Annotated in this window: 21 protein-coding genes; 13 read left to right on the top strand and 8 right to left on the bottom strand. The window is 61.1% G+C overall.

The window, feature by feature from the left end; all coding sequences use genetic code 11:
* From WNE31_RS04850 to WNE31_RS04835, 4 genes are all read left to right on the top strand, one after another.
* Complete coding sequence (locus WNE31_RS04850) at window positions 1-267, top strand: hypothetical protein (RefSeq protein ID WP_349978573.1); 267 nt, start codon at window positions 1-3, stop codon at window positions 265-267.
* 140 nt (window positions 268-407) lie between these two features.
* On the top strand, window positions 408-1,067 hold the full coding sequence (locus tag WNE31_RS04845; RefSeq protein ID WP_349978572.1) for a DUF6778 family protein: 660 nt from the start codon (window positions 408-410) through the stop codon (window positions 1,065-1,067).
* Window positions 1,068-1,104: 37 nt separating this feature from the next.
* Window positions 1,105-2,301 (top strand): RSP_2647 family RNA methyltransferase, encoded by a 1,197-nt coding sequence (locus tag WNE31_RS04840; protein WP_349978571.1) that lies wholly within the window; start codon window positions 1,105-1,107, stop codon window positions 2,299-2,301.
* Entirely contained in the window at window positions 2,298-2,855 is a 558-nt protein-coding gene (locus tag WNE31_RS04835; RefSeq protein WP_349978570.1) for an RSP_2648 family PIN domain-containing protein, read from the top strand. Before WNE31_RS04840 ends, WNE31_RS04835 begins: the two co-directional genes overlap by 4 nt.
* A gap of 68 nt (window positions 2,856-2,923) precedes the next feature.
* Here WNE31_RS04835 and WNE31_RS04830 read toward each other — a convergent pair whose 3' ends face one another.
* On the bottom strand, window positions 2,924-3,616 hold the full coding sequence (locus WNE31_RS04830) for a M48 family metalloprotease (RefSeq protein WP_349978569.1): 693 nt from the start codon (window positions 3,614-3,616) through the stop codon (window positions 2,924-2,926).
* Between the two features lie 129 nt (window positions 3,617-3,745).
* Between WNE31_RS04830 and WNE31_RS04825 the strand changes: the two genes are divergently transcribed.
* Window positions 3,746-4,111, top strand: a complete 366-nt coding sequence (locus tag WNE31_RS04825; RefSeq protein ID WP_349978568.1) for a hypothetical protein — start codon at window positions 3,746-3,748, stop codon at window positions 4,109-4,111.
* On the opposite strand, the gene WNE31_RS04820 is transcribed toward WNE31_RS04825, so the two are convergent.
* From WNE31_RS04820 to WNE31_RS04800, 5 genes are all read right to left on the bottom strand, one after another.
* On the bottom strand, window positions 4,108-5,292 hold the full coding sequence (locus WNE31_RS04820) for a vWA domain-containing protein (protein WP_349978567.1): 1,185 nt from the start codon (window positions 5,290-5,292) through the stop codon (window positions 4,108-4,110). The two genes, WNE31_RS04825 and WNE31_RS04820, sit on opposite strands and share 4 nt — an antisense overlap.
* A gap of 4 nt (window positions 5,293-5,296) precedes the next feature.
* Window positions 5,297-5,464, bottom strand: a complete 168-nt coding sequence (locus tag WNE31_RS04815) for an apolipoprotein acyltransferase (protein WP_349978566.1) — start codon at window positions 5,462-5,464, stop codon at window positions 5,297-5,299.
* Window positions 5,465-5,469: 5 nt separating this feature from the next.
* Window positions 5,470-6,831, bottom strand: coding sequence for a DUF2927 domain-containing protein (locus WNE31_RS04810; protein WP_349978565.1), 1,362 nt, complete (start codon window positions 6,829-6,831; stop codon window positions 5,470-5,472).
* Window positions 6,828-7,298: a GNAT family N-acetyltransferase gene (locus tag WNE31_RS04805; protein WP_349978564.1), complete on the bottom strand. Its 471-nt coding sequence runs from the start codon at window positions 7,296-7,298 to the stop codon at window positions 6,828-6,830. Before WNE31_RS04805 ends, WNE31_RS04810 begins: the two co-directional genes overlap by 4 nt.
* Before the next feature lie 109 nt (window positions 7,299-7,407).
* Complete coding sequence (locus WNE31_RS04800; RefSeq protein WP_349978563.1) at window positions 7,408-8,256, bottom strand: AAA family ATPase; 849 nt, start codon at window positions 8,254-8,256, stop codon at window positions 7,408-7,410.
* Between the two features lie 346 nt (window positions 8,257-8,602).
* Here WNE31_RS04800 and dksA point away from each other — a divergent pair, with 346 nt between their 5' ends.
* From dksA to WNE31_RS04785, 3 genes are all read left to right on the top strand, one after another.
* Window positions 8,603-9,058: an RNA polymerase-binding protein DksA gene (gene dksA, locus WNE31_RS04795; protein WP_349978908.1), complete on the top strand. Its 456-nt coding sequence runs from the start codon at window positions 8,603-8,605 to the stop codon at window positions 9,056-9,058.
* Window positions 9,059-9,129: 71 nt separating this feature from the next.
* Window positions 9,130-10,305, top strand: coding sequence for an FAD-dependent monooxygenase (locus WNE31_RS04790; RefSeq protein ID WP_349978562.1), 1,176 nt, complete (start codon window positions 9,130-9,132; stop codon window positions 10,303-10,305).
* 98 nt (window positions 10,306-10,403) lie between these two features.
* The gene (locus WNE31_RS04785) at window positions 10,404-11,102 is read left to right on the top strand and encodes a lipid-binding SYLF domain-containing protein (protein WP_349978561.1); all 699 of its coding nucleotides are present in this window, start codon (window positions 10,404-10,406) and stop codon (window positions 11,100-11,102) included.
* A 21-nt stretch (window positions 11,103-11,123) separates the two neighbouring features.
* Here the strand turns inward: WNE31_RS04785 and xth are convergent, their stop codons facing one another.
* Window positions 11,124-11,927, bottom strand: a complete 804-nt coding sequence (xth, locus tag WNE31_RS04780) for an exodeoxyribonuclease III (protein WP_349978560.1) — start codon at window positions 11,925-11,927, stop codon at window positions 11,124-11,126.
* 479 nt (window positions 11,928-12,406) lie between these two features.
* Between xth and WNE31_RS04775 the strand changes: the two genes are divergently transcribed.
* The 3 genes from WNE31_RS04775 (at window position 12,407) to WNE31_RS04765 (ending at window position 14,818) form a co-directional block, all read left to right on the top strand.
* Window positions 12,407-12,895 carry a hypothetical protein gene (locus tag WNE31_RS04775; protein WP_349978559.1) on the top strand — a complete coding sequence of 163 codons (489 nt, stop codon included), beginning with the start codon at window positions 12,407-12,409 and terminating at the stop codon, window positions 12,893-12,895.
* A gap of 65 nt (window positions 12,896-12,960) precedes the next feature.
* On the top strand, window positions 12,961-14,034 hold the full coding sequence (locus WNE31_RS04770; protein WP_349978558.1) for a DUF6902 family protein: 1,074 nt from the start codon (window positions 12,961-12,963) through the stop codon (window positions 14,032-14,034).
* Window positions 14,035-14,044: 10 nt separating this feature from the next.
* Entirely contained in the window at window positions 14,045-14,818 is a 774-nt protein-coding gene (locus tag WNE31_RS04765) for a DMT family transporter (protein ID WP_349978557.1), read from the top strand.
* A gap of 171 nt (window positions 14,819-14,989) precedes the next feature.
* Here the strand turns inward: WNE31_RS04765 and WNE31_RS04760 are convergent, their stop codons facing one another.
* Window positions 14,990-15,313, bottom strand: a complete 324-nt coding sequence (locus WNE31_RS04760) for a HesB/IscA family protein (RefSeq protein ID WP_349978556.1) — start codon at window positions 15,311-15,313, stop codon at window positions 14,990-14,992.
* A 114-nt stretch (window positions 15,314-15,427) separates the two neighbouring features.
* On the opposite strand from WNE31_RS04760, the gene WNE31_RS04755 reads away from it, so the two are divergent.
* Both WNE31_RS04755 and argS read left to right on the top strand, forming a co-directional pair.
* A complete protein-coding gene (locus WNE31_RS04755) occupies window positions 15,428-16,585 on the top strand; it encodes a deoxyguanosinetriphosphate triphosphohydrolase (RefSeq protein ID WP_349978555.1) in 1,158 nt (385 codons plus the stop codon).
* Window positions 16,586-16,645: 60 nt separating this feature from the next.
* Window positions 16,646-18,391: an arginine--tRNA ligase gene (gene argS, locus WNE31_RS04750; RefSeq protein WP_349978554.1), complete on the top strand. Its 1,746-nt coding sequence runs from the start codon at window positions 16,646-16,648 to the stop codon at window positions 18,389-18,391.
* Window positions 18,392-18,440 lie beyond the last annotated feature (49 nt).

The raw sequence follows: 18,440 nt of genomic DNA, 5'->3' as shown, positions 1-18,440 counted from the left end.
ATGGCTGTGGAAGAGGTCGATCCCAAGGGGCTGATCCGCGAAAGCTATCGGATCGAGGGGATCACGGCGGGCGAATGCAGGTCTATTTTCCTGGATTGGGCACTCTCGATCCCCGTGGACCACGACAACAAGTCCGCGATCGAAGCCCTTCTGGAACACTACGCGCCCGACCACGCAGACCACCCCATGACCGAGGTTTTGCGGCAGGGTCTGGTCACGCTGACCACGCCCCGGCGGCGTGGCGGATGGCGGTCACGCCCGCGCTGATCCGGCCTGATTTTCCTTGAAACACCGGGAAATTAGCCACATTTCCACTGAATCGAACCGCATTTGACGCAATCTTGCCTCAATTCAGGATCAAATTGTCTCTCGTGCTTAACGGACCTGGGGGTCCAAGGAGACCTGAGATGAAACGTGTTGGAATGATTTCGCTGATGACCGCTCTGGGGCTGAGCGTTGCTGCATGTGGTACCGTTGATACCGCAACCCGAAATGCGCCCCTTGAGAATATCCCGACCGAGATGGCGGTTCCGGCCCCGTCTTTCAAACTGGTCGCGATGGATGTGAACGTGCCCACCACGCTGAAAGTGTCCGAAGCCAACAGCTATTATCCGCTGGGCGATATTGTCTGGCGCGGCGATGCCTATGGCAACCGCTATGACCAGGTTGGCGCGATCTTTGAAAGCGCGATCCAGCTGGGGTCGGCCGATCTTGACGGCGCAATGCCCGTTGCGGTCGAGATCGAGGTCAAGCGTTTCCATTCATTGACCGAGAAAACCCGCTATAGCGTTGGCGGTGTGCATTCGATCGAATTCGTGATGACCATCCGCGACCCGAAAACCGGAGCCGTGATCCGTGGCCCGCGTGAGATCAAGGCCGATCTCGAAGGCTATGGCGGCTCGAAGGCGCTGCAGGCCGAGGCCCGTGGTCTAACCCAGAAATACCGCATCACCCAGCATCTGGCCCGCGTTATCCATGACGAGATGAGCCTGCCGCATGGTTGGATGGCGCCCAAGGGTGGCGTGACCGCGCGCATTACGCCGCTGTCTCCGGTCAAACCGATCTGACCTTTTCAGGCGCCCCGAAACACTTTAGGAGGACGGCATGATGCCGTCCTCTTTGCCTGTTGTCCGCCTGAAACCCAAAGCCAATGCCCGCGCCATCCGGCACGGCTTTCCCTGGGTCTATGATAATGAACTTGTGATCGACCGCCGTACGCGCAAGATCGACGCGGGCGCGCTTGCGCTGCTGGAAGATGGCGAGCGCCGCCCGATGGGCATTGTCGCGGTCAACCCGAATTCCAAGATTTTCTGCCGGATGCTGGACCGCAACCCCGAAGCCGTGATCGACGAGGCGTGGCTTTTTGCGAAATTTGCGCGGGCCGTCGAGATGCGCGACCGGCTGTTTCCGGCCCCGTTCTATCGCCTGATCCATGCCGAGGCCGATGGGTTGCCGGGCGTTGTGGTAGACCGGTTCGGCGACACTGCCGTGATCCAGCCCAACGCCGCCTGGGCCGAGGCCCTGATCGGCCCAATGGCGGATGCCTTGCAGCGCGCGACCGGCGTGACCACCGTGCTCAAGAACGGATCGGGCCGCGCCCGCACCCTTGAAGGGCTGGATGAGGAAAACGCCACTCTGATCGGCACCGCGCCCGACGCGCCCCTGCCGGTCGTGATGAATGGCGCGACCTATATGGCCGACCTGACCGGCGGGCAGAAGACCGGCCTTTTCTATGATCAACGTCCTAACCACGCATTTGCCGCCCGGCTTTGCAAAGATGCAAAGGTTCTGGACGTGTTCAGCCATGTGGGCGGCTTTGCACTGGCGTCGCTGGCCGGTGGCGCGGCCTCGGCCCTCTCGGTGGACGGGTCCGCAGCAGCGCTTGACCTGGCCGAGGCGGGGGCGCAGGCTTCGGGGTTTGCCGATCGGTTCGAGACCCGCAAGGGCGATGCGTTTGACGTGCTGGCCGCGCTTGGCGAAGAGGGCGCACAGTTCGATGTTGTGATCTGTGATCCGCCCGCTTTTGCACCATCGAAACCCGCAATGGAAAAAGGGCTGCGCGCTTATGAACGTGTGGCACGCCTTGCGGCGCCGCTGGTGGCCGAGGGTGGCTATCTGGTGCTCTGCTCCTGTTCCCACGCGGCAGACCTGACACGGTTCCGTGGGGCCTCGGTGCGCGGCATCGGGCGTGCGGGGCGCAATGCGCAACTGATCCACACGGGCTTTGCCGGACCGGACCATCCCCTGATGCCGCAACTGGCCGAGAGCGGTTATCTCAAGTCATTGTTCTTCCGCCTGTGAAACGCTACCTGCTCGACACTTGCGTGATCTATCCGACGGTTATGCGTGAAATGCTGCTGGGCGTGGCGGGGGCAGGGGCGTTCCAGCCGCTCTGGTCTGCGCGTATCCTTGAAGAATGGGCGCGGGCGGCGCGCAAGATCGGCCCGCAGGGCGAGGCGCAGGCGCGTGGAGAGATTGCCCTGACCCGTGCGGCCTGGCCCAAGGCCGAAGTAAGCTGGCCCTCGTCGCTGGAAAACCGGCTTTATTTGCCCGATGCGTCCGACACACATGTCCTGGCGGCGGCGATTGCCGGGTCTGCAGATGCGATTGTCACTGTGAACGCCAAGGATTTTCCCAAACACATCCTGTTCGAGGAAGGGCTGGACCGGATTGCGCCGGATGAACTGCTGTTTGGCATTTGGCAGGCCCAGCCCGATCTGGTGCAGGGCGTGGCCGAGGCGGTCCGGGGCGAGGCAGAGCGCCTGTCGGGCGAGGCGTGGGACATGCGGCGTTTGTTGAAGAAGGCGCGCCTGCCACGGCTGGCCAAGGCAGTCAGCGGGCAGGGTGGCAGATAGGGAGGGGCGTTGCCCCTCTTGACGCCGGTGGCGTCAATTCACCCCAAGGTATTTTACCCAAGAAAAAGTCAGGGCGCGATCGTGCCCCATTTGCGTTCAAGGTCCTCGATTGCCTTGATCCGCTGCGCTGTCTTGGGGTGGCTCAAGAGCCAGGCGGGAGTGGTGCCGCCCTTGGTCTTGGTTAGGTCTTCCAGCTTGTGGAACAGGGATTTTTGCGGAGCGGTGCCGATGCCGGATTTGGTCAGCAGGGCTGCGGCATAGGCGTCGGCCTCGTATTCGTCGCCGCGCGACAGGCGGGCCGCCAGGAGGGTGGTGGCAAAACCCGCAAGCAGCGGGCCGATCCCCGGAAGGAACCGGTTGAGCACCATCGCCATGGCCGTGCGCAGGGCATTCTGGCCGGAAAAGTCGATCATGCGGCGGCGCGAATGCCCCAGCGCCACATGGCCCAGTTCATGTGCGATCACGCTGGAGAGTTCTTCGGCGCTGACTTCGCCGGCGCGGTACCGGTTGTAGAACCCGCGCGTGATAAAGATGCGCCCGTCCGGCGCGGCCAGCCCGTTCACGGGGTCGATTTCGTAGATATGCACCCGAATGCGCGGCAGATCGAGCGCCTGCGCCATCTTGCGGATCAGGGGCACAAGGGTCGGATCGGCCAGTTCCGTGGACCGTTCGTCCAGTTCGCGCGCGGTGCGCCAGGCCGACATGCGGAACATCAGCCAGCCATACATCAGGGCCAGAAGGATCGGAGTAAATCGCAACATGGCCTAGATATGGGGCAGAGAGGGGCGCTCAGCAAGCAACATCACCAAAAGCTTTCGATTTGTTGACAGGATGCGTTCTCATATGCCTTCTGCGCATATATGATTGAATTGATTGGTGGAGTAATCCTGATGAATTTTGCGCTCTTTCTGGCAGCTGCGCTTGCGGGGCTTTGGGCCGCGGTCCATGCCGTAATGGGCGGGCGCGAATGCGCAAAACCCTTGTCCACGGACGAGCATGTTCTGCCAATCGTGCGCGAAACCATGCTGTTGTGCTGGCATCTGGTCACGGGGTTCCTGGTGCTGACCAGCCTGTTCCTGTTCTTCGGAGCACTTGGCAATGAAGGTCTGGGCGCCGCAGGCACGGCCATGGCGGGCTGTGTGGCCGTGATCGGGTTGCTCATCGTGCCGATCCGCAAGAATTCCTATGCGAAACTGCCGCAGGGCTGGCTGTTCGTGCCAGTGGCGTTCTTGGGACTTTGGGGGTTGATGGGTTAGCGGGTGAGTTCTTTCATGCCCGCTTCGATACCTTGCAAGGTCATCGGGACCATGCGGTCCTCAAAAATTTCGCGGATCATCTGGATCGAATGGGTGTGGCCCCAGTATTTCTCGGGGACAGGATTGATCCAGAGGTGAGACGCCCATTGGTCGCGGGCCCGTTCCAGCCAGACCTGCCCGGCCTCCTGATTCCAGTGTTCGTTGGCACCGCCGGGATAGGCGATCTCGTAAGGGGACATTGAGGCGTCGCCCACGAAAATACATTTGTAATCCGGCCCGTAGGTACGCAGAACCTCCCATGTCGGGGTCTGCTGGTCCCAGCGGCGGCGGTTGTCTTTCCACACGCCTTCATAGAGGCAGTTGTGGAAGTAGAAATGCTCCATGTGCTTGAATTCCGATCGCGCCGCCGAGAACAGTTCTTCGACCACGCGGATATGCGGATCCATCGAGCCGCCGATATCAAGGAACAGAAGCACCTTGACCGCGTTACGCCGCTCGGGGCGGGTTTTCACATCAAGATAGCCATGTTCGGCGGTGGCCCGGATGGTGCCGTCAAGGTCCAGCTCGTCATGGGCGCCGTCACGGGCCCAGCGGCGCAGGCGTTTCAGCGCCACCTTGATGTTGCGGGTGCCAAGCTCGATATTGTCGTCAAGGTTGCGGAATTCGCGCTTGTCCCAGACCTTGACCGCGCGCTGGTGGCGGCTTTCTTTCTGGCCGATGCGCACGCCTTCGGGGTTGTAGCCATAGGCGCCGAAGGGTGATGTGCCGGCAGTGCCGATCCATTTGTTGCCGCCCTGGTGACGGCCTTCCTGTTCCTTGAGCCGCTCTTTCAGCGTCTCCATCAGCTTGTCGAAACCGCCAAGCGATTCAATCTCGGCCATTTCCTCGGGCGACAGGTGCTTTTCGGCCATCTTCTCGAGCCAGTCGCCGGGGATGTCGACAGCGTTCAGAACGTCCTGCATGCTGATCTGTTCAAGCCCTTTGAAGGTCGCGGCAAAGGCGCGGTCGAACTTGTCGAGATTGCGTTCATCCTTGACCATGATCGTGCGCGCCAGAAAATAGAACGCCTCGATATCATAGGTCGCCAGCCCCGATTTCACCCCTTCCAGAAAACTCAGGTATTCGCGCAGGGATACCGGCACGCCACCGTTTCTGAGGTTTTCGAAGAAGGGCAGGAACATGGGATCAGACCGCCAGGCGATGTACGAAAATGGTCAAAAACAGACCGAGGATGGCAAAAGCAATCGCGTAGGCGGCTGCATATTGCAAGATATCAAGGCGTTTTCCCTTGCGTCGCTTCGCGATCAGGGTGCCCAGTAGCGCCCCGAATATGGTCGAAAAGATCACGATCATCTGGCTCAGTATCTCCCTTTGAGCGGGCTGAGCGCCGCGATTTCGCGCAGTTTGGCGCGCACCGCCCAGTCCGGGCCAAACCCGTATCTTGCCCAGCCCAGACTGTCCAGACGTACGGTTTCGGCTTCTTGAGCGCGGTTACTTAGCTCAAGCGACTCGGCCTGCAAGAGCATCAGCGTTGACAAAAGGGCCGCGTTTTCCGACCGGGCCGCTACGTCAAGCTGCGGCGTGATGATCGACAGGGCTTCGTTGCCGCGTCCGGCCGAGATTTTGTAGGCCGACAGCTGGGTTGCGACAAAGGCGCGGTGCAGCTCGGCATGCGGCGCGCGGCGCAGGGCCTGATCGGCATAAAGGAAATGCGTATGCGCCCGGTCTGCATCAACCGATTGCAACAGGCGGGCCAGCGCATAATGGCTGAACCCGAGGCGATGGTCGGACCAGCCTTCGCGGCGGGCGATGTTCAGGGCGTGCTGGGCGGCGGCGCGCCGTTCGGCGGCACCGGTGCCGGGTCCAAGGGCGCGCTGGATCGCGTTGATCCAGTCGCGCGGCGTTTCCTTGAGATAGACCGGCGACCGCCCCTGTCCGCGCGGGTTGATCCGCGCAAGGATCGTAGGCAGACGTGCCGCGACCTGTTCGCGGGTCATGCCATTGGCGAGCGACGGATCGTAATAAGCGCGCAGCACCAGCATATCGAACCCGGTCAGCACGGCATGCACGTTATCGTCATTGAAGACGCTGTCAGACAGACGATAGAGGTCGTTCAGGGGGCCAAGCGCCTGTGCCAGTTCCTCGTGCAGGCAATCGCGCACCTCTTGCGGGCTGGCATCGTTGGGCAGGAAAATCGCCAGCTTGCTGCGCCCTTGCAGCAGCGACCAGTTGGTTTTGGTCGAATTGCGGGCGCTGCGGTACTGCGTAATGGTCGAAACATTCGGGGCCACGAAACAGGCGGCATGCGGCAGACTGCGCTTGATCTGCTGGCGCGAGATCGCCTCGATCGTGATATTGGCGTCCTTGGCATTGCTGACGTTGATGTCGATCCGCGCCTCGTTGCGCAGCCGATAGATGAGGCGCGTCAGATCGGGTTGCAGGCTTGCAGGCGGGCGGCCGGTGACGCGCACGGTAATCGGGCCTTCGAACCGGGTGAGGATGGGCAGGGTGCGCCCGCTCTCCATCTTGAAGGACAGGTCCAGAAAATCGCGCGCGATGTCGCGGTTTGACCGCAGGGGCGGGGCCGGCTGAGGGCTTGCAAAGATCTTCATCGGCGGCAGGGTTGTGTCCGCCACCGCGGCCCGTGTGGGCGGCTCGCTCTGCGGGGCTGACATACAGGCACCCAGTAGCAGGCAAAGGGGAAGCGCGAAACGTTTCATAACGGCCGCTGGTACCGGATGAAGGGTGTCAGTTTGCCGATACGGTCATAGAGTTTGCGCGCGGTTTCGTTGAAATCCTGTGTCAGCCAATAGACCGAGGGGCTGCCCTGCGCATCGGCGGCGGCATAGACGGCCTCGATCAGGGCACGGCCAACGCCGGTGCCGCGCGCCTCGGGGGCGGCGTAAAGGTCTTGCAGGTAACAGGTGTTCTCGACCTTCCACGCATGGCGATGAAACAGGTAATGGGTCAGCCCGACAAGGGTGCCATCCCTTTCCGCGACAAAGCAGGAAAAGTCCTGCGGGTCGTCGCCGATCAGCCGCGCAAAAGTGCTTTCATAAACCTCTTCCGGCACGGTCGTGTTGTAAAAGTCGAGATATGCCGTCCAGAGACCACGCCACTGCGCTTGATCTTCGGCGCGTAACGCACGGATCACAATGGTGTTTTTCCCGTTCTGATCTGTCGGCATTCCGTTCTCCCGGCGCGGGCGATCCGCAGGTGGCATGCCCCATGGCTAGGGGGCTAGTTAGGCGACAATAGGGCGTGAACCAGAAATAATCACGCCCTTTCGCCCAGAATTATCCACGTTGTGATCGCGCCATGAAAGCCAGGCGTTCGAACAGGTGCACATCCTGTTCATTCTTGAGCAACGCGCCGTGCAATTTCGGCAGGGCATTGGCCCCGTCACGCTGCAGGTCTTCTGCATCAAGATCCTCGGCCAGAAGCAGTTTCAGCCAGTCCAGCACTTCCGAGGTCGACGGTTTTTTCTTGAGACCCGGCGTCTCGCGGATTTCATAGAACCGCGTCAGGGCCGTGGTCAGCAGCGACTCCTTGATTCCCGGGTGATGGACCTCGACGATCTGTTTCATCGTGTCATGCTCGGGGAAGCGGATATAATGGAAGAAACAGCGGCGCAGGAAGGCGTCGGGCAGTTCCTTTTCATTGTTCGAGGTGATGATGATGATCGGGCGCTGTCGCGCCTTGATGGTTTCGCCGGTCTCGTAGACGTGGAACTCCATCTTGTCGAGCTCCTGCAAAAGGTCGTTCGGAAACTCGATATCGGCCTTGTCGATCTCGTCGATCAGCAGCACAACCTTTTCATCCGCCTCGAAGGCTTCCCAAAGCTTGCCTTTCTTGATGTAGTTTTTCACATCATGCACGCGTTCTTCGCCAAGCTGGGAATCCCGCAGGCGGCTGACGGCGTCGTATTCATAAAGCCCCTGTTGTGCCTTGGTCGTGGATTTCACGTTCCATTCGATCATGCGCAGGCCAAGCCCGTTGGCCACCTGTTTGGCCAGCTCGGTCTTGCCGGTGCCCGGTTCACCCTTGACCAGCAGTGGGCGTTCCAGCGCCACCGCTGCGTTCACGGCCACGGTCAGGTCATCTGTCGCCACATAGCTGGCTGTCCCTTCAAAACGGTGCGTCATGTTCATCCCTTCCTGCAAGTCTTGCAAGCGCGCGTCAGTCCTTGATTTGTCAGACAACGAGGTAAAGGGGGCAGGGCGCTTTGGCAAGGCGGGCCGTGGCGTCGCGGCAGGGTGGATTCGTTGGAGGTGCGGAAAAGTGATGCAGGTTTCTCTGTGCCTGCCGCCTGCCGGAGGCCCGCTGACGTGGTACTGGCTTGTTTCCTATACGGAAACGGTGGATTGCTTTCTTTTGCATCGCATTTACGTGAAACCGGGCAAAACAGTGCTTTGACTAGTGACAATCCCTTGGGAACCCGCTATTGCCGTGCCCAGAGTTAAGGGGGGTCTGATGTCTGAGGAAGTCACGATGACGGACGTTAGCCACGACGAGGGAACTAGCATGAAAGCAGAAACTTTCCTGCCTGACGATTATCGTCCGGCAGAGGACGAACCGTTCATGAACGATCGTCAGATCGAGTATTTTCGCCGCAAGCTGATCGCGTGGCGGGATGAGCTTCTTGAAGACAGCCGCGACACCATCGAAGGGTTGCAGGAAAGCACGCGCAACATTCCGGACGTGGCCGATCGTGCCTCCGAGGAAACCGACCGCGCGCTTGAATTGCGCACCCGCGACCGCCAGCGCAAGCTGGTTGCCAAGATCGACTCGGCACTGCGCCGGATCGACGAAGGCGAATACGGCTATTGCGAAGTGACGGGTGAACCGATTTCGCTCAAGCGTCTGGATGCGCGTCCGATCGCCACCATGAGCCTTGAAGCGCAAGAGCGTCACGAACGCCGCGAGCGCGTGCACCGCGACGATTAAACCGTCGTGATTGCGAAAAATTTCGGGCGCCGGGGCTTTTGCCCCGGCGTTTTTCGTTTCAAAAGGAACGCATGAGTCTCGCAGGTCTTAAAATCAAGATTGTCGGCGCCGGTATCGGCGGCCTGACGGCGGCGCTTGCCCTGCGGGCGCGCGGTGCCGAGGTCACGGTTCTGGAACAGGCCGAGGCCATCACCGAGGTCGGCGCGGGACTTCAGGTCAGCCCGAACGGTTTTGTCGTGCTGCGCGCGTTGGGTCTGGAAGACGCCTTGCGTGCCCGCGCCGTGCAGGGGCAGGCGGTGGAACTGCGTGATTACAAAGCGGGCAGGCTGGTGTCGCGGCTGGACCTTGGTTTGCTGCCGGCCGATCAACCCTATTTCTTCCTGCACCGCGCCGACCTGATCGACCTTCTGGCAGAGGCCGTACGGGCGCAGGGGATCAAGATCCGCCTGTTGCAAAGGGTCGCGCGGATCGAGGCGACCGACACCCCCGTGATCCATCTGGCCAACGGGGCCGAGACGCGCGCCGATCTTGTAGTCGGGGCGGACGGGTTGCATTCGAAACTGCGCCCCGAGTTGAACGGCGTGACCGCGCCATTCTTTACACGGCAGGTGGCATGGCGGGCGACCGTGCCCAATACCATGAACCATCCGAACGTGGCCCGCGTGCACATGGGCCCGCACCGGCATGTGGTCAGCTATCCCCTGCGGGGCGGCGAAATCGTTAATATCGTGGCCGTGCAGGAACGGATGGGCTGGGCCGAAGAGGGCTGGACCCATCGCGACGATCCCGACAACCTGCGTAAGGCGTTTGGCGATTTCGGCGGCGACACTGCCCGGTTGCTTGGCGCGGTCGAGAACGTAGGCGTCTGGGGCCTGTTCCGGCATCCGGTGGCGCGCAGCTGGCACAAGGGGCATACCGCGATCCTGGGCGACGCGGCCCATCCGACGTTGCCCTTCATGGCGCAGGGGGCGGTCATGGCCATGGAGGACGCCTGGGTTCTGGCCGACGCGCTGGACAAGGCCGATAACCTTCCCGAGGGGCTGGCCGCTTATCAGGCGCGTCGTCATGCCCGCGCGTCCAAGGTGGTTGAAACCGCCAATGGCAACGCATGGAAATACCACCTGTCGCTACCACCGCTGCGTTTCGGGGCCCATCTTGGGTTGCGTGTGGCCTCGAGTCTGGCGCCCAAGAAACTGTTGCAGCAGTTCGACTGGATTTATCGCTACGACGTCACAGCGGAAGGCTAGGGCAGGGGGGGCTGCCGGTCCCCCCGACAGATTTCTCCTTTGCCCGCCTCGCGCGCGTGCTATCCTTTTCTCAACCGAACCTGAACGGGACTTTACCCATGCGCCACGTGATCCTTGCCGCTGTTGCGGCTGGCTTTCTTCCTCTGTCCCTGTCTGCCGAAAACCTATGGGAAAAGGTCAAAGAAGGCGCGAGCGAGGCCGGCGCGGCGGTCGGCAACACCGCCCAGGATGTGGGCAAGGTGGTCGACAAGGCCGCCACTGCCGTGGGCGACAGCCTCGATTCGGCGGTCGAAATGGCCTCGAACGAGGACACCCCCGAAGCCACCCGCACCCGCATGGACGCGGTGGCGGATGACACCCTTGCACAACTTCTGGCCGAAGACCCCGAGGCCGCCGCGCTTTTCCAGAAAAGTTATGGCTATGCTGCGTTTGACGCGCGGCAGATCACGCTGGCCGGGGCCGCGGCAGGCTATGGGCGGGGGGTCGCCGTCGCGCGCGAAAGTGGCGCGCGCACCTATATGAAAATGGGCACCGGCGGTGTCGGGATCGCCTTCGGCATTGGCGGCTTTGAACGCAAGCTGGTGATCCTGTTCGAAGAGGCCGCACTGTTTCAGGATTTTGTCGAAAACGGCTATGACGCCACCGCGCGCGCCAGCGCCATGTCGGGCGAGGATGCGCAGCGGCAAGAGGCCCAGTTCGTGGACGGGCGCAGGGTGTTTTATCTCTCGAAAAAGGGCTGGCGGGTTGCGACCTCGGCCACCGGCACGAAGTACTGGAAAGATCCCGACCTGAACTGACCTGCCTCTGCCCCTGACAGGTCAGGCCGCCAGATCGACCCAGACGGGCACGTGATCCGACGGTTTTTCGCGTCCGCGTACGTCCTTGTCGATCTGGCAATCCAGCAGCAAGTCCGCACATTGCGGGCTCAACAGGAAATGGTCGATCCGGATGCCGTCATCGCGGTTCCAGGCCCCTGCCTGGTAATCCCAGAAACTGTAATGGCCGCCGCCTTGGGTGGTGGCGCGAAACGCCTCTGTCAGGCCAAGATTCACGATCCGGCGAAAGGCGGCGCGGCTTTCAGGGCGAGCCAGTGCATCTTCCTGCCAGGCTTCGGGGCGGCGTGCGTCCTCGTCTTGCGGGATGATGTTGTAATCCCCGGCCATAAGGAACGGTTCCTCCAGCGCCAGCAACTCTTGCGCCCGTGCATATAGCCGTTCCATCCAGGCGAGCTTATAGGCATATTTGCCCCCTGCCACCGGCACGCCGTTTTCGATCTCGACGGGGTTGCCATTGGGCAAGTACAGGCCGCAGACACGGATTGGCACCTCTCCCATCACTGTGGCTTCGATCCAGCGCGCCTGTTCGTCGGCGTCATCACCGGGCAATCCGCGGGTGACATCCTCTAGGGGCAGTCGCGACAAGATCGCGACTCCGTTGAAACTCTTCTGGCCGTGGGTTTCCACCTGATAGCCGCGATCTTCAAAAATCTCGCGGGGGAAAGCCTCGTCCACGGATTTGATTTCCTGAAGCACCACCACATCCGCGTCGGCCTCGTCCAGCCATTGCGGCAGAGCCAGAATACGCGCCTTGATGCCGTTGATATTGAAGGTTGCGACTTTCATGGCGGCTCTCCCGTTGTCCTGCCTCTTTTGTATCCCGCAGGGGGGCGGGGCATGCAAGGGGGGATTCGCCCCTGCAAGTCATGGAGAGAGCACAGGCGTTCCCCCGAGGAATCACCCCTGCCGATTCTGCGAATTTTTCCGGTCGAACCGGTGCGAGAAACGCGTTTGGATCATGCCGTTTGGCCGAATGTGGCGCAAATGTGGCATAAATGCGGCATAAAAATGGCAAATAATTACACCGCAAAAAGTCACTATATTTCAGGTGTTTGGGGGTGATTTTTGATGTGTTTGGAGGGATAATAAACACCAAAAAGGGGAAAAATAGTTTTGCAAAACCCGTTTAACGTGCAAGCGTGAAGAGGCTCAAAACTTCAACACGAAACTACCACTGGAGGGTTTCCAAAATGCTCGCTCAAAAGTCTGCCCAAATGGTTAACGAAGTCTTTGCGAACCGTGCGCTGCACCGTTCAGGGACCAGTATGCATGATGGTCTCGAGACTGAAATGTTCACGTCCGGCCTGTCGCCCGACATGGCGCCTGATGCCCTGACCGGGGGCGGTGCCGAAATGTTCACCTCGGGCCTTGTCCAGATGTTTACCAGCGGCCTTGCTCCAACCGGGGCGGCGACCACGGCCTCTGGGGAAGGGCTCGAGATGTATACCTCGGGTCTGTCGGCCAGCGGCACCTCGTCCGGGACAGGCGAGGCGACCGAAATGTTCACCAGCGGTCTGGTACAGATGTTCACCTCGGGTCTGGCCCCCAAGGCGACGGCCAACGCCACCGCAGGTGAAGGCACCGAGATGTTCACCAGCGGTCTGTCGGCCAGCGGCACGTCGACCGATGCCGGAGACGCAACCGAGATGTTCACTTCGGGGCTGGTGCAGATGTTTACCAGCGGTCTGGCCCCCAAGGCCGATGCCACGGCCGAGGCGGGCGAAGGCGCCGAACTGTTCACCTCGGGTCTCTGATCCGACCTGCCAGCGGGAACGGGGCGCAGGGTTGCGCCCCTTCACACAGAAGAGGGAGATTTGACATGACCAATATCGTGCACCTTGACGTCCCGTCCCGTCGGTTGCCCCGTGCCGAGCGCGCCGCTGCCCTGATGCAAAGCTTTGCACGCCATCGCCGGTTCGGGGATGACGTGTTCTGGCTCAAGGAAAATGCCGAGCTTCTGAATATTCTGGAATGCACGGGCGCGCCCGTGTCCGAACAGGGGCTGGCCGCCTATCAGGGGTTTTACGACAAGGTGGAAAAACGACTTCAGTTTTTCCCGCAATATTACCGCTTCCTGCTGTCGATCTGTCTTGATCTCGAAGACCTTGGCATGTCGGGACAAAAGGGGCCCGCTTTGGCCGACTGGGTGGCCAGGCAGGGCTTTGCCCGCGCCGAACTATCCGATCTGCAACGCATGGAGGCCCGTCGCCTGATGACCCGCCGGGGGGTGGATCCGCTGGCCGAAGATGCAGGCCTCGAAGACCGGATGCGCGCCTTTATCGCGCGTTCCGCCACCTTTGCGATGCCCAACAAAAAAGCCGCCTACGAGCTGACCCACGCGGTGTTCTACCTGTCGGAATACGGGCGCAAAGACCCAATGCTTGATGCCGAAACCGGCACCTCGCTGGAATTCACAGGCCTTTTGGCGTTTCTGGAACAGAATGCCGACCTTCTGGCCGAGGTCTGTATTGCCATGCGCTATGGCGGGTTCGACGTGCCCGAGGTCTGGGCGCGCTGGCTGGATCGCCACACCCACCTGTTTGAGGTCGAGACCGGCGCGCCGGGCCTGCCGCAGGATGATTATCACGAATTTCTGGTCTGCAACTGGCGGTTGGCCGACACTGGCGACACCGCCTTTGCCAAGCCCGTCAGCGCCGAACGCATGGCCTTTTTCCGTCCCGAAGGCGGGCCGGGGCCCTTGCGCGAGTTGTCTGAATGCATGTTCCGCATGGATGACCGCAGCGACGACTGGGGCAAGATGCGCGCGACCGTTCTGGACAACCTGTCCGAAGATGCACAGGCCGTTGTCTCTTGGGCCGAAACCTCTTGTGACCGGTTTGGTGCCTTTTTCCAGGGGTTCGCGCGTGCGGATGCCGCCGTGGTCGGATTGTGAGGGCAGGGGTATGCACAAGGCAGCCCTGACCGGAACGGCGCTGGTGGTGATCTACACGCTGATGATTTCATCCGCGGATGCGATCACCAAATTCCTGTCCCATGGCTATGCCGCCCCGCAGCTCTTTGCGGTTTCGGGCCTGTTGGTGGCCGCGCTTTCGGTGCTGTCGGCCCGGTTCGGGCACCAACGGCAGACCCTGCGTACCACCTGTCCGCGCGCCATGGCGCTTCGGGCGGGGGTGACGATTGCGGGATCGGTCGCCTTTTTCCACGCCTTCCGCCTGCTGCCCTTTGCCGAGGTCTTTGTTTTCATCGGTATGATGCCTTTGTTCGCAGGGCTGTTTTCCGGCCTGTTCCTTGGCGAACATGTCCGCCCGCTGGCCTGGGGGGCGCTTGGGGCCGGGTTCATCGGTGTGTTGCGCCTGTTTCCGCAAGGGCTGGCGTCGGTTTCCACGGGGCACCTGATCGCTCTGGCGGCGTGCCTCTGTGGCACCCTGTCGATGGTGCTGGCGCGCTATATCGGCCGGTTTGAAACCAATGCGCTGGCGCAGGTGTTCTATCCGAACCTCGCGCTAGGTGCGGTTATGGCGGCGGCCCTGCCTTTTGTATATAAATCCATGCCACTCACAGACATGGTCTGGGTCGCCGCCTATGGGGGCGTGCTGTTCGTTGCGCGCTGGCTGTTGGTGGTGTCGCTGCGGATGTTGGCCGCTTATGCAGTGACCCCACTGATGAACCTGCAATTCGTCTGGATGGTGATCCTCGGGGCATGGGTTTTCGATTAAATCCCGGGCCCGCATATTTATCTGGGCGTCGCAATTGTCATCGGGTCGGGCATCTTCCTGATCTATGACCAGATGCAACCGCACAACGCTCCAGGCCCGCTGGCCCCGCGCCTGAAAACCCGCCTTTCAGGGTTTCATCTCAAGCTGAAGAAAGCCTGACAAAATTTTGTTTTACATAGAGAAACTGGTGCCGCACCCGCAGGACGACGTGGCATTCGGGTTCTCGATCACGAAACGCGCGCCGATCAGTTCTTCGGTAAAGTCGATCACGGCATTTGCCAGAAACGGCAGCGACACGGAATCCACGAGAACCTTTTCGCCGCCCCCTTCCAGAACAAGATCGTCGTCGGCCGGCGCGTCAAGCTTGATTTCATACTGAAACCCCGAACACCCGCCGCCTTCTACGGCCACGCGCAGGCCCTGGCCCTGCGACGCGGCACCGATTTCGGCCAAACGTTCAAAGGCCCGTTCCGTCACTTTCGGTGGCAGCTGCATTTTGTCACTCCTGACAGGTGCTTGTTAAGAAGGTCACGCCAATTTCGCCGGTTCATTTCCCGGTCATATGTGCAATATAGAAACCATAAGCACAGGCCACAAGGACCAGCAGACATGCGCGCGCCTTATGCATCCGATCCAAGCACCGCCCGGGGACGGCGCGTGCCGGAAGAGGAAAGCTCGTTTCGCACCTGTTTTCAACGGGATCGCGATCGCATCATCCATGCCAGCGCCTTTCGGCGGCTGAAACACAAGACCCAAGTGTTCGTCGAACATGAGGGCGATTATTTCCGCACCCGCCTGACCCATTCAATTGAGGTGGCGCAGGTGGCGCGGACGATTTCCGGTGCGCTGGGGTTGGATTATTCCCTGACCGAGGCAGTCGCGCTGGCTCATGACCTTGGCCATCCGCCCTTTGGCCATACGGGAGAAGATGCGCTGGATGAGTTGATGCAGCCCTACGGTGGCTTTGACCATAATGCGCAGGCGGTGAAAATTGTCACCTCGCTTGAACGGCATTATGCCGATTTCGACGGGTTGAACCTGACATGGGAGTGTCTGGAAGGCATTGCCAAACATAACGGGCCGGTGACCGGCACGCTGCCTTTCGCACTGGCGGATTATAACGCCAAACACGACCTTGAACTGCATACCTACGCCAGCGCCGAGGCGCAGGTGGCCGCTCTGGCCGATGACATTGCCTATAACAACCATGATCTGCTGGACGGGCTGCGGGCCGGGTTGTTCACCGAGGACGAGGTCGCGGAACTGCCGATCCTGTCAGAGGCTTACGCCGCCGTGGACCGCAAATACCCCGGCCTTGCGCGGGTGCGCCGCCGCCACGAGGCGCTGCGCCGGGTCTTTGGCGTGATGGTGGGCGATGTCATCGACACCTCACAGCATCTCATCAAGGAAAGCGGCGCCAGCTCTGTGGCGGATATCCGGGCAAACGGTGCGCCTGTGGTGCAGTTCTCGCCGACGCTCTGGGCCGATCTGAAACAGATCCGCGCCTTCCTGTTCACGCGCATGTACCGCGCGCCCACGGTCATGGTGAAACGGGCCGAGGTCACGCAGGTGCTGAAAAATCTGTTTCCCGCCTATATGGCCGACCGGTCGCTGCTGCCCGAGAACTGGCGCAGCGAGATCGACAGCGCCTGTGATGAAACCGCGCTGGCCCGGATCGTGGCCGACTATATCGCGGGCATGACAGACCGCTACGCGCTGCAGGAGCACGAGCGGTTGTTCGGCACCTACAAGGGGCGGACGGTGTGATCGGTTGACCTGACCGCCAGTGGTGGTAAACCCCGTCCAAACCTATCAAGGACGGCTCAGATGAACCTTTTCACCGAAATGCGCGGGCTGGTGATTGCCGCGCTGGAACAGATGCAAACCGAGGGCGCGTTGCCCGAGGGCCTGGATTTCGCCAATGTCGCGGTCGAGCCACCGCGCGATGCTGCGCATGGAGATATGGCCACCAACGCCGCGATGGTGCTGGCCAAACCCGCCAAGATGAAACCCCGCGACATCGCCGATGTGCTGGCAGGCAAGCTGGCCGAAGATGACCGCGTGACCAGCGCCGAAGTGGCTGGTCCGGGTTTTCTCAACCTGCGTCTGGCGCCGGTACTGTGGCAGGCACTGATCAAGGCGACACTGGACACCGGCGCCGGATTTGGCCGTTCGACCATGGGACTGGGCAAAAAGGTCAATGTTGAATACGTGTCGGCCAACCCCACCGGCCCGCTGCATGTGGGCCACACGCGCGGGGCCGTGTTTGGCGACGCGCTGGCCAGCCTGCTGGATTTCGTTGGCTATGACGTGACCCGCGAATATTACATCAATGACGGCGGGGCGCAGGTCGATGTGCTCGCGCGGTCGGTGTACTTGCGTTATCTTGAGGCACATGGTCAGGACGTCGCCTTCGAAGACGGCACCTATCCCGGCGACTATCTGATCCCGGTGGGTGAGGCGCTCAAGGACAAGGTGGGCGATGCCTATGTCAACCAGCCCGAGGATGTCTGGCTTGTCGAGGTGCGCGAGTTCGCAACCGAGGCGATGATGGATCTGATCCGCGCTGACCTCAAGGCGCTTGGCGTCGAGATGGACGAATTCTTCTCGGAAAAGTCGCTCTATGGCACGGGCCGGATCGAGGCTGCGCTCAATGCGCTGGACGAAAAGGGCCTGATCTATGAAGGCGTGCTCGAGCCGCCCAAGGGCAAGAAACCCGAAGATTGGGAACCGCGCGAACAGACCCTGTTCCGTTCGACCGACCATGGCGATGACGTGGATCGCCCGGTCAAGAAATCAGATGGGGCGTGGACCTATTTCGCGCCGGACATCGCCTATCATTATGATAAGGTTTCCAGAGGCTTCGACGAGCTTATTGATGTATTTGGCGCGGACCACGGAGGGTACGTCAAACGCATGAAAGCTGCCGTGTCGGCCCTGTCGGACGGCACCGTACCGCTGGACATCAAGCTGACCCAGCTGGTCAAGCTGTGGAAGAATGGCGAGCCGTTCAAGATGTCCAAACGGGCCGGCAATTTTGTCACCCTGCGCGACGTGGTCGATCAGGTCGGGTCGGACGTGACCCGTTTCGTGATGCTGACCCGCAAGAACGACGCGCCGCTGGATTTTGACTTTGACAAGGTGCTGGAACAGTCCAAGGACAACCCGGTTTTCTATGTGCAATACGCCCATGCGCGGGTGTGTTCGGTGCTGCGCAAGGCGGGCGAGGCGGGCATCGCCGCCGACGACGCCACGCTGGCGGCATCCGACCTGTCGAAACTGTCCCATCCGGCCGAGATCGCGGTGGCCAAAAAGATCGCCGAGTGGCCGCGCCTTGTGGAAATCGCGGGCCGCACCCACGAACCGCACCGCGTCGCCTTCTATCTCTATGAACTGGCCAGCGAATTGCACGCGTTCTGGAACAAGGGCAACGACGACGCGTCGCTGCGCTTTATCCAAGACGGCGATGTTGTGACGTCGCAGGCGAAAATCGCCCTCGCGCGCGCCGTAGCCGTTGTTATTTCTGCTGGTCTTGGTATTCTTGGGGTCAAGCCCGCGCAAGAGATGCGATAAAACTGCACGTCGCGCGGGGTTGAGGTTTAGGCAAGACAACCCCGGCGAC

Origin of the sequence: Shimia fortis (genome assembly GCF_040225985.1) — a bacterium.
Taxonomy (GTDB): domain Bacteria; phylum Pseudomonadota; class Alphaproteobacteria; order Rhodobacterales; family Rhodobacteraceae; genus Shimia.
The sequence above is the reverse complement of the archived record's forward strand: the minus strand, read 5'-3'. Positions and strand labels throughout refer to the sequence as shown.